Annotated in this window: 8 protein-coding genes; 3 read left to right on the top strand and 5 right to left on the bottom strand. The window is 60.8% G+C overall.

What is annotated here, in order from left to right; translation table 11 throughout:
• Nucleotides 1-67 precede the first annotated feature (67 nt).
• The 3 genes from MUN80_RS10390 to MUN80_RS10400 all read right to left on the bottom strand — a co-directional run bounded on the left by MUN80_RS10390 (nt 68) and on the right by MUN80_RS10400 (nt 5128).
• Nucleotides 68-2368, bottom strand: a complete 2301-nt coding sequence (locus MUN80_RS10390) for a xanthine dehydrogenase molybdopterin binding subunit (RefSeq protein WP_244723312.1) — start codon at nt 2366-2368, stop codon at nt 68-70.
• 219 nt (nt 2369-2587) lie between these two features.
• Nucleotides 2588-4021 carry an FAD binding domain-containing protein gene (locus tag MUN80_RS10395; RefSeq protein ID WP_244723314.1) on the bottom strand — a complete coding sequence of 478 codons (1434 nt, stop codon included), beginning with the start codon at nt 4019-4021 and terminating at the stop codon, nt 2588-2590.
• A gap of 180 nt (nt 4022-4201) precedes the next feature.
• The gene (locus tag MUN80_RS10400; RefSeq protein WP_244723317.1) at nt 4202-5128 is read right to left on the bottom strand and encodes a hypothetical protein; all 927 of its coding nucleotides are present in this window, start codon (nt 5126-5128) and stop codon (nt 4202-4204) included.
• 183 nt (nt 5129-5311) lie between these two features.
• On the opposite strand from MUN80_RS10400, the gene MUN80_RS10405 reads away from it, so the two are divergent.
• Both MUN80_RS10405 and MUN80_RS10410 read left to right on the top strand, forming a co-directional pair.
• On the top strand, nt 5312-6385 hold the full coding sequence (locus MUN80_RS10405) for an MJ1255/VC2487 family glycosyltransferase (protein WP_244723320.1): 1074 nt from the start codon (nt 5312-5314) through the stop codon (nt 6383-6385).
• An 87-nt stretch (nt 6386-6472) separates the two neighbouring features.
• Nucleotides 6473-8458 (top strand): peptidylprolyl isomerase, encoded by a 1986-nt coding sequence (locus MUN80_RS10410; protein WP_244723323.1) that lies wholly within the window; start codon nt 6473-6475, stop codon nt 8456-8458.
• Nucleotides 8459-8544: 86 nt separating this feature from the next.
• On the opposite strand, the gene MUN80_RS10415 is transcribed toward MUN80_RS10410, so the two are convergent.
• Nucleotides 8545-11466, bottom strand: a complete 2922-nt coding sequence (locus MUN80_RS10415) for a T9SS type A sorting domain-containing protein (protein ID WP_244723336.1) — start codon at nt 11464-11466, stop codon at nt 8545-8547.
• 369 nt (nt 11467-11835) lie between these two features.
• Nucleotides 11836-12177: a cupin domain-containing protein gene (locus tag MUN80_RS10420; RefSeq protein WP_244723339.1), complete on the bottom strand. Its 342-nt coding sequence runs from the start codon at nt 12175-12177 to the stop codon at nt 11836-11838.
• Nucleotides 12178-12362: 185 nt separating this feature from the next.
• Between MUN80_RS10420 and MUN80_RS10425 the strand changes: the two genes are divergently transcribed.
• Nucleotides 12363-13190 (top strand): serine O-acetyltransferase, encoded by an 828-nt coding sequence (locus MUN80_RS10425; protein WP_244723342.1) that lies wholly within the window; start codon nt 12363-12365, stop codon nt 13188-13190.
• Nucleotides 13191-13237 lie beyond the last annotated feature (47 nt).

Genomic DNA, 13237 nt, shown 5'->3' on the forward strand with positions numbered 1-13237 from the left:
TTTGAAAGTAGAAGCCAGTGCCGCCCACCTTTTCACAAAGGCTAGCCGCACTGGCTAGAGTAACTATTTAGGCTACCGTGGTGCCAGGAGCCAGCCGTACCACTTCCTCCGCAACCCCGCTGGGGTACAGATTCAGCAAGGCTTTTTCCGGTGTAATCGGGGCAGAGAAGGCAGGCCGGTGGCCGGGCCGGAAGGCGCTGATGGCGTCGCGCACCGCGAAGTACGCCCCGATGCCGTACATCAGGGGCGGCTCGCCCACGGCCTTGGAGCGCAGAATGGCCCGCGGGTGGCCCGGCGTATCGAGGAAATGCACGTCGATGCGCTGGGGCACCGAGTACAAATCTGGGATTTTGTAGCTGTTGAGCGAGTTGCTGAGCAGGCGGCCTTCCTCGTTGTAAATCAGCTCCTCCATCGTCATCCAGCCAATGCCCTGCACCGCCCCGCCCTCAATCTGCCCCTGGTCGATGGCCGGGTGCATACTCTCTCCAAAGTCATGCACGACGCGCAGCGCGTCGAAGGTGTAGGTGCCGCGCAGGCAATCCAAGGTGACGGTGGTATAGGCCGTGCCGTAGACGTGGTAGGCAAACGGATAGCCCTGGTTCGTGACCGGGTCAAAATGAATGTCGGGCGTGGCGTAGTGGGCGTTTTCGGTCAGGTTGACCCGTTTCCAATACGCCGATGATACCAGCTTTTCCCAGTTCGTATCGGCCGGAATACCCGCGGCCAGCACTTCCTCATCCCGGATTTCCAGGCCCTCGTAGTTGAGCGTATATTCCAGTACCGCGTGGCGCAAAAGCCGCTCACGCAAAGCCTCGCAGGCCATCTGAGTGGCCTTGCCATTCAAATCGGCCGTGGCGCTGGCCGCCGATGGGGAGGTGTTGGCCACCCGAGTCGTGTTGGTTGATTCCACTTTGACGCGGGAAGGAGAAATACCCAGCGTCTGGGCGGCCACCTGGGCAATTTTGGTGTTGACGCCCTGGCCCATTTCCACCGCGCCGGTACTTACGCCCACCGAGCCATCGGTGTAGATGTGCACCAATGCCCGGGCCTGGTTCATGGGCGTTTTGGTGAAGGAAATACCGAAGCAGATGGGCATTACCGACAAGCCCTTTTTCAGGCGCTCATTCTGCTGGTTGAAAGCCTCTACTTCCGCGCGCAGCTTGGGCAAATCATAAAGCCTGGCGGCCGTGTCCCAGGCCAGTTCGGCGTTGCACATTTCGGCCGGTTGCCGGTAGGAGAACAGGTCATTTTCGCGCAGCAGGTTGCGGCGCTGAATTTCACTGGCCGGCACGCCCAGGGTTTCGGCGGCCTTCACTATGGCCGACTCCATCACGAACATGCCCTGGGGCCCGCCAAAGCCCCGAAAGGCCGTGTTGGGCGGCAAATTGGTGCGGCAGCTGTAGGCCGTGGCTCGCACGTTGGGCACGAAATAGGCGTTGGTAGCGTGAAAGAGCGTCCGCTCCAGTACCGCCGGCGACAAGTCGGCCGCTGCCCCAGCGTTCTGGTAAAACGTGACTTCGTAGGCCAGAATCCGCAGGTTTTCGTCCAAGCCGATGCGGAAGTCGGAGCTGTAAGGATGGCGCTTGCCGGTCATGCGCATGTCGGCCATCCGGTCGAGCACGAGCTTCACGGGCCGGCGCACCACAAAGGCACCCAGGGCAGCCAAGGCGCCCCAGGGGGTGGCCTGGTCTTCCTTGCCGCCGAAGCCACCACCCAGGCGGGTCACATCGACTTCCACCTGGTGCATGCCGATGCCCAGCACGTGGGCCGTGTGGCGCTGCACGGCCGTCGGGCCCTGGGTCGAGGAAATGATGCGCACCCCGCCCATTTCGGTTGGGAAGGCGTAGGCGCCCTGGGTTTCGATGTAGAGGTGTTCCTGCCCGCCGGATTCGGCTTCTCCCTCGAAAATATAGGCGCACTGACTCCAAACAGTTTCCGGGTCGCCGAGGCTAAAGGTGCGGGGCGGCACAATCAGCTCACCTTGGGCTGCCGCCACGCGCGGGTCGGTGATGATGGGCAGCGGGTCAATATCGACGCGAATAAGGGCCAGGGCGGCCTGGGCCTGGTGTTCGGTGTCGGCCAAAACCAGTGCCACGGGCTGCCCACGGAAGTGGACGTGGCCCTCGGCTAAGAGCGGCTCATCGGGCACGATGCCGCCAATCTGGTTTTCGCCGGGAATGTCGGCCGCCGTCAGGATGCGGTACACGCCGGGCGCATTCAGGGCCTCGGTCAAATCGAGGCCGTTGAGTACGCCGTGGGCCAGTGGCGACTCAAACACGGCCGCGTACAGGGTGCCTTGCTGCACCGGAACATCATCCAGGTATTGGGATTCGCCGCGCACGTGGCGCACCGGGTCGAGGTGATTCATGGGAGAAGTATCGGGACGAAAAGCCGGCTTTTGCCAAGCCGTACTTTTCAGAAGTGCTTTAAAAAATCGTCGGTCATGTCGACGTAAGGAGAATCTTGCGTGCTGATGCTGGAAACCAGCCCGTCATGCTTCGACAAGCGGGCACCCAGTCAAGCATGACAATACCCATTGCCCGCGAGATGTCTTCTTGCGTCGACATGACGTTCTAATAGCAGCTGATTAGACCAGCTCGCGGAAGCTGAGGCGCTCGGGGAAGAACTGCAGGAAGTGGGCAAACAGCAGTTGGCGCAGCAGCAGGCGCTTGTATTCCACCGTGCCCCGGGCGTCGCTAATGGGGCTGATTTCGGTTTGGGCAATTTCGTTGGCGGCCGTTACGGTTTCGGCCGTGATTTCCTTGCCCGCCAGATAGGCCGAAGTGCGAGCCAGCAGCAGGGGCGTGGGCCCAACGCCGCCCGCCGACACCCGGGCTTCCTGCGCAAAGCCGTTGGTAGCGCGCAGCCACATGGCCGAGTTGACGCTGGCAATATCGAGGTGGGTGCGCTTGGATACCTTCTCGAAGTTGAACAGGTCGTCGGGCTGGGGCGCAGCAAAGCTGATTTCCAGTACCTGCTCATTTGCCGCTTTGGTCAGGGTCTTGTAGCCGCTGTAAAGTTCCCGCAACGGAATTTTGCGGCTTGGCTGGCCCAGGGCTCCCACCGTGACGCTGGCGTTCAGGGCCAGGAAAAAGATGGTCAAATCGCCGATGGGGGAGGCGTTGATGAAGTTGCCGGCCACCGTGCCCATGTTACGAATCGGCGTGGACGAGACTAGCTTCAAGTAGCCATGCAGGCCGGGAAACAGCTCCTGCATCAGGGGGGAAGCACGCAAGTTTTCGGCGGTAGTAGCAGCGCCCAGTACCACGCGGCCGTCGGCCTCCTGGCGGATGCCGCGCAAATCGGGCTGGTCGTAGAGCAGCTGCACCGGTACGGCCCGCACGTGCTCGGGGCGCTGTACCAGCAGGTCGGTGCCGCCGCCGAGGAGTTGATTGTTCGTGGTTAGTTGTCCGTTGTTGGTCTCGTGCCGGAGCTCGGTTTTGAGGGCTTGAAGGCGGGCCGGAATGTCCTTGAAATACGTTGGCACAAACTGCTTTTCGCTCAACCAGTCCACCACATTGGTGGCGGGGCGCTCGGCCAGCTGCTCGGTGAGCTGGGCCGTGGCCCGCTCCAGGGACTTGTAGCCGGTGCAGCGGCAGATATTGCCGTCGATGGCAGCCAAGCCAGTTTCGGCGGTGGCGGGATTGGAGCTGAGGCTGTGGCCGGTGAGCGACATCACGAAGCCCACGGTGCAGAAGCCGCACTGCGAGCCGCCTTCCTGCACAATGGTCTGCTGCACCGGCGTGAGCGTGCCGGCCGCGGCATTGATGCCTTCCACCGTGACGACGTGCTTGCCCTGCGCATTGCCCAGCGGAGTTAGGCAGGAGGTCATCGACTGGTAGTGCACACTGCCGTCGGGCTGCAGTTCACCCACCAGCACGGTGCAGGCCCCACAGTCGCCCTCGCGGCAGCCTATTTTGGTGCCTTTCAGGTGTTGCTGGTAGCGCACAAAATCCAGGAGGGTGCTACCTGCGGGCTGGTCGGTGCGGATACGCTGATTATTGAGGTAAAAATGGAGCATGCGGAAAGAAAAAAGCCAAAGCCAAGAGCGGAAGTTAGTAAAAAGTCGGCACGCGGTAAAGCCCTGGCTTGCCTTGTCAGTTCGTCAGCAGTCTGCGAATTCAGCTTCGTATAGAACGGGCACAAAAAAGCCCGCCGACCACCATGGCCAGCGGGCTGCGCAAGGCTGGGGTAGCGGCAGTTAGCCCCGTTTCGTCGGAATGCGGAACTGCACGCCGATGGAGGGAATAAAGGTGACGCCGCTGAGCTTGGTGGTCTTGTTATTGAGCAACTGATATTGCCCGTAGTTCTGGTAGTAGACGGACAGAGCCGGCACCACGTAGGCGTAGCGGTAGCCCAGCTTCACGTTGAAAAACGCGCCGTACGACGAAAAATCCTGCTTGCCTAGGGGCAGGCTCGGAATCAGCTGGTTGTTGCTGTAAATGTTGCGGGGCTGGAAGCCGTAGCGCAAAAACGTGTGCGAGTACACCACGCCGTAGGAAATGGCCCCGATTTGTTCTTCCGGCCCAAACGAGTGGCTGAACACCAGCGGCACCATCAGGTCGTTGCGGTTGGCCGTAAACTGGAGCAGTTCGTTGATGTTGTCGAGGAAGGGCAGGTCGGGCAGTTTGGCGCGCTGGGTAGCAAACTGCAGCCCGATGCTGCCATACATGCTGCCCGCCGCCGCGCCGGGCCGCTCGGGTGTGCCCGTCGAGCCCAGAAACTGGTACATGGCGTCGAAAACGTGGGAGCCGAAGGCGTATTTGTAGCCCACGTCGACCCGGTTGGCCACGCCGTAGCGCACGTAGAGGTCGGAGGAGGGCTGTACCGGGTCGAGGGCGTAGGCCAGGGCCGCCGTCTGCAGCTTGTCGATTAGCTCGCCCGAGGTGCCGTAGTCCACTTTGTCCTGGGTGAGCAGTTGCTCGGCGGCCTCCCTGACGGCCGAACCCGTTTTGCCAATCGTGGAAGTGGGCACGTTGAAGGCCAGGTTGCCACCGGCTTTGAATTCCCCTTTGGGCGTGACTTTGCCCGACATGGTCATCAGGCGCGGGGCCGAGCAGGCGGTAGTGAGCAAGGTGGCCGCGGCCAGCAAAACCTGGGCCGGGCGGAGAAAGGAGAATCGGGTCATAACCAAAAAGAAAGGGAAAGCAGAAAGGGTGGGAGCACCGGCGGAGGCGCAACTCCAAAACCACGCCGAAAGTACGACGCCAGGCCGCGGCGGTGGTCAAAGAAAAGAACCCAGCCTGGAATCTGCTAAGCTCTGCCCGACATTTCGGTTATTTGGCGAATAACCAGCAGGCAAAAACCAGGCATGAACATTCTCTACGGCGTTCCCGGCGAAGGACTGGGCCACGCAACCCGCAGCAAGGTCGTTATCGGGCATCTACTCAGCCAGGGCCACAACGTGTGCGTGGTCAGCAGCGCCCGGGCGTTTCAGGTATTATCGGCCAACTTTCCCGGCCGGGTCCACGAAATCCGCGGCTTCCATCTGGCCTACAAAAACCTGACGGTGTCGAAGTCGCGCACGGCGGCCCTGACCTTGCGCACGGCCCCGGAAAACCTGCGCATCAACTTCGCCAAGTACCGGGAGCTGCTCTGCGACTTCACGCCCGATTTGGTCATTTCCGACTTCGAGTCGTTCAGCTACTTCTTTGCCCGCTGGCGCCGCTTGCCCCTCATTAGCATCGACAACATGCAGATTATCAGTCGTGCCCAGCTCGATATTGCGGTGCCGCGGCCCGAGCGAGGCAACCTGAATCTGGCCCGCCAGATTGTGCGCGCCAAGCTCCCGCGCAGCCGGCACTACCTGATTACGACCTTTTTTCAACTGCCTGTTATCAGGGAGAATACCACCCTGGTGCCGCCCATTATCCGGCCCGAAATCCTGGCCGCCAAGCCCAGCACCGGCCCGCACGTGCTGGTGTATCAGTCGGCCACCAACCAGAAAGATTTGGTGCCCATGTTGCAGCAGTTGCCCCAGCAGGAGTTCCGGGTGTATGGCTTCAATAAGGAGGAGAATCACGGCAACGTGCAGCTGCGCGCTTTCAGTGAGCAGGGCTTTATCGAGGACTTGGCCAGCGCCCGGGCCGTTATTACCAACGGCGGCTTCTCCCTGATTAGCGAGGCGGTATACCTGCACAAGCCCATCTGTGCCATCCCGATTCCGGCCCAGTTTGAGCAGTTTCTCAACGCGGCTCAGGTAGAAAAGCTCGGCTACGGCCGTCACTTCGAGTCCCTCACCGCCGACAATGTCAAGGCTTTCCTCTACGACCAGACCGGCTACGCGCAGGCCCTGGCCGGCTACCACCAAACCGGCAACGAGGACCTGTTTCAGCGCCTCGACGCCTTGCTGAAGGAAGTTGGCCACGCGTTGGCGGCGTCCTGAAAAGGCTAAGCTGCGGAGCGGACGAAGTTTGCGGTTCCCGAGCAAAACCGGCAATTACCCCGCGGAATTTGGCTATTTTGGGCAACCATGAACCATTCACCTCTGGGCCGGCTGGCCCGCACTGCTGTAGTCCTGAGTTGTTGGGGAGCGGGCTTGGCGGCCTGCACCACCCCGTCCCGCACCGCCACTACGCAGCCCAATAAGTTTACCGATGCTACCCTGCGGCAGATTGCCACTGCCCAGGATGCGCGCCAAACGGCCGCGCTACTGCCGTTTCTGGACCGGTCCGAGGTGCTCTACCGCCGCGAAGCGGCCCTGGCCCTGGCTTCGGTGCAGGACAAAGCGGCCGTCGGGGCTCTCACGGCCCGCCTCACCGACCCCGAGCCGGCCGTGCGCGTAGCGGCGGCTTACGCTCTGGGCCAAACCGGCGACTCAACGGCTGAAGGGGCCCTGCGGGAACGAGTAGTGCAGGAAAAAGACGCCCTGGCCCGCCAATACGCCCTCGAAGCTCTCGGGCGCTGCATATCGTCAGCGGGTTTGGGTACCCTGGCCCGCCTGCCAGCCTCCCTCGGTACCGATACGGCCACGCTGAACGGGCAGGCCTGGGGGTTGTACCGGGCCGGCCTGCGCGGGGTAACTTCGGAGGCGGCCGTGAGCCGGCTGATTCAGCTGCTCAACCCGGCCAATCCGTACCGGGCCCGCCTGGCCGCCGCTAATGCCCTGGCCCGCACCCGGGGCCTCAACCTGAATTCCTACGCTGCGGCCCTTGCCAGCAGTGCCCAGTCCGACCCGGCTTACGCCGTGCGCAGTGCCGCTACTTCGGCCCTGAGCAAGGCCAATCAATCGGCAGCGGTGCCTGCGGTGCTGGCTACCCTGGCCCGCCGCGACCCCGATTACCGGGTGCGCATCAGCGCCCTGCGGGCTATGACGGCGGCGCAGTACGCGCCCGTGAAAGAATCGGCCTGGGCTGCCCTAACTGACCCGCACGAGCACGTTGCGTTGGCGGCGGCTGAGTTTTTCCTAACCCATGCCTCGGGGGAGCCGGGCTCGATTTTTCTGGAAAAAGCCAATAAGCTGACGGCTTGGCGTCCGCGCGCCACGTTGTTGGCTACGGCCCTCAAACTGGGTGGGCCCGAGCAAAATGCCATTCGGGCGGCCGTACAGGAGCGGTTTGTCAGTTCGGCGAATCCCTATGAGAAAGGCTATCTGCTGAAAGCCCTAGGGGAAGACCCAGCCGCCTATGACTTCGTAAGCCAAGCCACATTTGCCACTACCGGGCAACCCATCGTGATTGGCACCTATGGCATCGAGGCCTTGGTATCTATGCGGCGGCAGTCCAGCTTTCCGGCCGAGCAGCAGTCCAGTTTTGCCCTAGCTATGCAGCGCGCCATCCGTAGCGGCGATGTGGCGGTGATAGGCACGGCTGCCGAGGCCATCCGGGACCCGAAGCTGGACATGCGCCGGGTGTTTGCCAACGCCGACTTTCTGAAGCTGGCCCGCGAAAAGTTGGTGCTGCCCCGCGACCTGGAAGCCTGGCAGTCGTTGCAGCAAACCATAGATTACCTCGAAAACAAGCCCACAGCCCCGTTTCCCGTGGCTACCGCCGCCACGCATCCTATTGATTGGGGCCTAGTGCAGGATATTCCCGTCGGGCAGCGGGCCCTGATTCAAACCAGCAAGGGGCCAGTGGTTTTCCAGCTGTTGGTGAATGAGGCCCCGGGCTCAGTAGCCAGCTTTGTAGCCCTCATCCGGCAGGGCTTCTACAATGGCAAAAACTTTCACCGGGTGGTACCCAACTTCGTGGCCCAGGGTGGCTGCCCCCGCGGCGACGGGTGGGGCAGTTCCGACTACAACCTGCGCTCCGAATTTGCCGACCGGCGCTACGGGGAAGGAGCCGTAGGGCTGGCTTCGGCGGGCAAAGACACGGAGAGCTGCCAGTGGTTTATTACCCACGCGCCCACACCTCACCTCGACGGCCGCTACACCATCTTCGCCCAGGTCGTGAGCGGCATGGACGTAGTTAGCCGGCTGGAAATCGGGGACCGAATCGAACGAGTAGAGCTGATGCGCTGAGCCGGTAGCGGCACCGCTAAAAACGACAACGGGCCGCCTCCAGTGGAGGCGGCCCGTTGTGGTAAAGGCCAATTATACGAAGCTGCTTATTGCTTTATCAGGCGTAGGGCTTTGCTTGAAACACCTGTGCCGTTGACCTGCACCAGATAAGTACCGGCGGGTAGCGTGGCGGGCAGGCGTAGCTGGGAGTTGGTGGGGTCAGTCAGCTTCTGTTCCAACACTAGGCGGCCCGTCAGGTCGGTTACGGTGACCTGCAGCGGCCCAGTCGCCGGACTCGACAGGTGGACCGTGGTGTAATCCGAGGCGGGGTTAGGGGCCAGGGCTACGGTAACGGCGCGGCCGTCTGCAGTGCCACGGGTGATGTTGGCAACCGGCGAGTAAGAAACTTTGCCGTCTACATCAACCTGGCGCAGGCGGTAATAGAGTTGCGTGGCGTTACTGGTTTCCCGGTCTGAATACGAGTAGCTGCTGCTCGTCGTCGTGGTACCGCGGCCGGCCACGAAGGCTAGTTGCTGCCAGGTCTGGGCATCCAGGCTGCGCTCCACGGCAAAGCCTTTGTTGTTCTTTTCCGAAGCCGTGCGCCAGTCGAGCACCACCGTGCCCGGCTGCCGTTCCTGGGCCGTGAAGCTGAGCAGCTCCACGGGCAGCGGCACCGGCTCGGCGGCACCGAAAGTAAACGGCCCCATAGCGGCCACGGGGGCAGCCGACGTTACCGAGCCAGCCGCCAAAGAGCCGCTCAAGCTGCCATTGCCCTCGGTTACCCAAGTAGCACCGTCGAAGCGGGCCACTTGCAGGTTGCTGGAAAATTCGTCGATGCCGCTCCGGCTGCCGTTTTCCCAGAATAGCTGCACACTGACGGCGTCCGTAGAGCCGGTCCGGTCCAGGTTCCAGTACTCTACGGCGCTTACTTTCTTCAGTGGCTCAGTAGGAGTCTGGTTAGGGTAAGGGGCGGCAAAGTATTCGGCGGTGAAGGCTGAGGTAGTACTAGCTGGGGCTGAAATGCCCATTCGGGCCCACACGCCGCCTTTGCCAACCGGGAATACAAAGCTGGTGTTGCCCAGCTTGCGTAGCGGCCCAGTTACGTACGAACCCGCATTGCCGGCCGTAGCACTGGCTTCGGCCGTCAGCGTCAGTAGGCCAGAGGAAGTGCTGAGCAGACCGTTGGTCAGCGTCAGCTGCCCCGACAAGTCGAAGGCCGCACCCAACGAGGCCGTTTTGCCGGGCGCATTCAGCACGAGGTTTTGTAAAGTAGTAGCTCCGTCGTTGGTCAGCAGCAAGCTCTTGCCAATCGTGGCCGTTTCGGCGTAGGTGGTAGCTACAGCTTCCACTGTGCCGCCCTCACTCACGGCGGTCAGACCTTCCTGCAAGCGACCTGCGGTACCAGTGCTGGGGCTAAATCCATCCACGTGCACGTAGCTCATGTCGCAGAGAAACCCGTTGGCGTCGGTGGCATCGGTGCGAGTGTGTACGAAGGGCGAATAATCCACACGGCCCGTACCGGCCAACGACGACACCTGGGCGAAGTTGGTGCTGGGGCCGCCCAGCGTGATGACCAAGCCGTTTTGCCCATTAGCCCCCCGTACCGTCGCAACCTGAGCCGAGCCCAACCAGTTGACGGAGGCATTCAGCACATTGGTCAGGTTTACGGCCCGCACGGCGGTTGCGCACGAGTCCAGTCGGTTGTTGCGGATGCTGTCGGCGCTGGAAATCAGCGAAGCATTGCGGTCAATATCGAAAAAGGGCGTCGAGGTGGAGCCATTGGCCGGGCGGTCCTGCACCTGTACGCCGCGCTGGCACTGGGCTATTACGTTGCCGAAGACCTTATTATTACCACCTTCCAGCACGATGCCAAAGCCATTGATATTCACAAACGTGCGGAAGGCATCGGCTAGGTAGCCCCGCACGATGTTGTTGTTGATGTAGGCGCCGCCGGTCCTCAAGTCACCGGTTACGCCGCCGCCAACGGCAATGATGTTCCGGTCCCGGTCGATGAAGGCGATGCCCGCATTATCCTCAGCCAGGTTGGTGGGCGCCCCGATGGTGCGGACCACATAGTTGCCGCGCACTACCAGACTGCCCGGCCCGCTGCTGCGGCCCGTACCCGTGCACGATTTCAGCTCCAATCCGTTGGAGGCGTTGTTGCGCACGAAATTATTCTCAATCAGGGCTGCGGGGGTGGTGAAGTTGCCGTTGGCGTCGCGCAGGCCCGCGGCACCCAGCACAGCAATAGCTGGGCCCAGGTTGAAGCCGAGGCGGCAGTTGCGGATAATAAGCCCACTGACGCTGCCATCGTTGATGTCAATACCGGCCCGGCGGTTTTGCTCAAACACGCCATCCTCAATCAGAATATTGCGTTTGCTGCCGTTCACCAAGAACAGGCCGCGCCCGGCGCCGTTGTTGCGCGTGTTGGGGTCCAGCGCCGTTTTGGTGGCCCGTACCCGCCGGAAGGTGATGTTCTCGGTGTAATTGGGGTAGCCGTTCCAATAAATTCCAAACTGCCGGTTTTCGGTGGTGGCTACGTCCTCAATGAGAAAGTTGATGTGGTTGCTCTGGTTGTCGCACTGAATACCGTAGTCGTAGGCCCGCACTTTGAGGTCGGCAATTGTCACAGGGTTGGCTGGGGTGCCGCCAGTAGCCGTAATGAAAATGCCGGTTTCACGGGTCTGCTCCTCACCGGGAACCAAGCCGCCGTCGAACACCGTGCGGGCCGTATCGACGCCCTGCAGATTGATGTTCTTGTTGAGCACCACCCGTTCGGAGTACCTGCCGGCATCAATAAAAATAGTCGTTGTGGCGGCATTGGCGCTGGCCAGCGCCTTGGCCACGGTAGAAAAAGGAGCAGTGGTGCTGCCATTGCCGGTGGCGTCGTTGCCGGCGGAGGTGGTGTACACGTCACCGGTTTGGGCTCCGTCATTCACATAAAGAGCCTGGGCCTGAGCAGTTGTCAGGCCTGCGGTAAGCAAAATTAGAAGTAAGCCGAAAAAGGCATGGGGTAAGGAGTGTTTCATAGCCATATTGGGAAAGAGCGGTTGGGCCTTAAACGGGATTTTATCCGCTTAGGTTAGGAATAATTCTGTTTTTATTGCTGAGCTAGTCTACCGCAGTGGGCATTTTTGAATTTCATCGGCTTCGATAATTTTAATTTTTAAAATCAGAAAAATAATTGTATAAATGATTGTTGTATAATACTATATACATGTAGTGACATGAATAGTGAATCAGCCCCGCCGCAGCTAATAGCAGTGGCCAATCGTCAAAAATATTAGCCGTTTTGGGGGGGAAGAGAAAATTGTGAATGAGATTAGTGCAAATACTGATACAAAAAAACGCCGGACCTCGAGGAAGTCCAGCGTTTCTCATATCGAGAAAGATGCTCTCTAAGCGTCTTCCCGCCCGTGTACCTGGGCCGGTGGCGTAGTGGCTTCCACGGCCGTAAAGGTTTCCAGGATTTTGTAGGCGTGCGACGATTCTTTGGGCACAACCCACGAGTTGCCAGCCTCCAGCAGCACCATCTGGCCCTCAATGTGGAGCTCAGCTTTGCCGCTGATAACGTAGCCTACTGTTTCATAAGGACGGGTTACGGCTTCTTTAGCGTCGCTGGGTTCTTCGTTTTCCCAGAGCCGCATGGCTACGTGGATACCGGAAGCCAGGTATTTTTCGCCGTCTTTGCCCTTGGGCGAGAATCTTGAGTCGATTTTGGTGATGGAGGTATCAGCCATGATAGGGGAGGGGGTAAGGTGAATGGTTGGATAAGTGCAGGTCCCTAGCCTAACGCAAGGGGCGCGGGAGCGGTTGTGTTCTAAACCTTCGGGCCGGTGCCTGGTTGCAGCATACGTTATGGCCACTATATTGCCATCTTAAGCCGCTCACTATGGTCTGAGCCGCCCCGCTTTTTGCCTTACCCATGCACGCTGCTTTCATTCAGTCCCTGGCCGCTGCCCACCGGCAGGCTACTGCTCCTTTGCCCGGCCCGGCCTTGTGCCTGCTCGCCGACCAGCTGCTGCAGGTTTTGTTTCCCGAGCGGGCCGCCCGGCCCCTTGGCAGCACCGACGCCATTGAGGCCGTGCTCTATCAGCTTCAAACCGACCTGGCCGACCTGCTGCGGTCAGTACTAAGCGCTGCCGAGGCCGAGCAAATTGCCCAAACCTGCATGCAGGGCCTGCCCCAGCTGCGCGAACTGCTCCTGCGCGATGCCGCCGCTATTGTGGCCGCCGACCCGGCCGCTAAGGGTAGCGAAGAGGTTATCAGTACCTACCCGGGGTTTTATGCCATTGCCCTGCACCGCTTTGCTCATGCCTTGTACCAGTTGCAGGTACCCCGCGTGCCCCGGCTGCTGAGCGAATATGCCCACACCCGCACCGGCGTCGACATTCACCCCGGAGCCCGTATCGGTCCGTCGTTTTGTATCGACCATGGCACGGGCATCGTTATCGGCGAAACGGCCGTCATAGGGGCGCATGTCAAGATTTTTCAGGGTGTAACCCTCGGGGCGCTGAGCGTGGCCAAGCACTTGGCCAACATCAAGCGCCACCCGACTATCGAAGACCACACCGTGGTATATGCCGGAGCTACCATTCTGGGCGGCAGTACGGTAGTAGGCAGCCATAGTATCATCGGCGGCAACGTGTGGCTGACCGAGAGCGTGCCGTCCCACTCCCGGGTCTACCACCGGGCCCAGATTCACGTGACCCGCTCCGAAGACCCCTCGGCTGATATCACCTTCTCCATTTGATTTACCTTGCCTCAGCCGGTACCCTGCTGGTTTTGGGCTCCGACTTC

It is taken from the genome of Hymenobacter cellulosivorans (assembly GCF_022919135.1).
Lineage (GTDB): Bacteria > Bacteroidota > Bacteroidia > Cytophagales > Hymenobacteraceae > Hymenobacter > Hymenobacter cellulosivorans.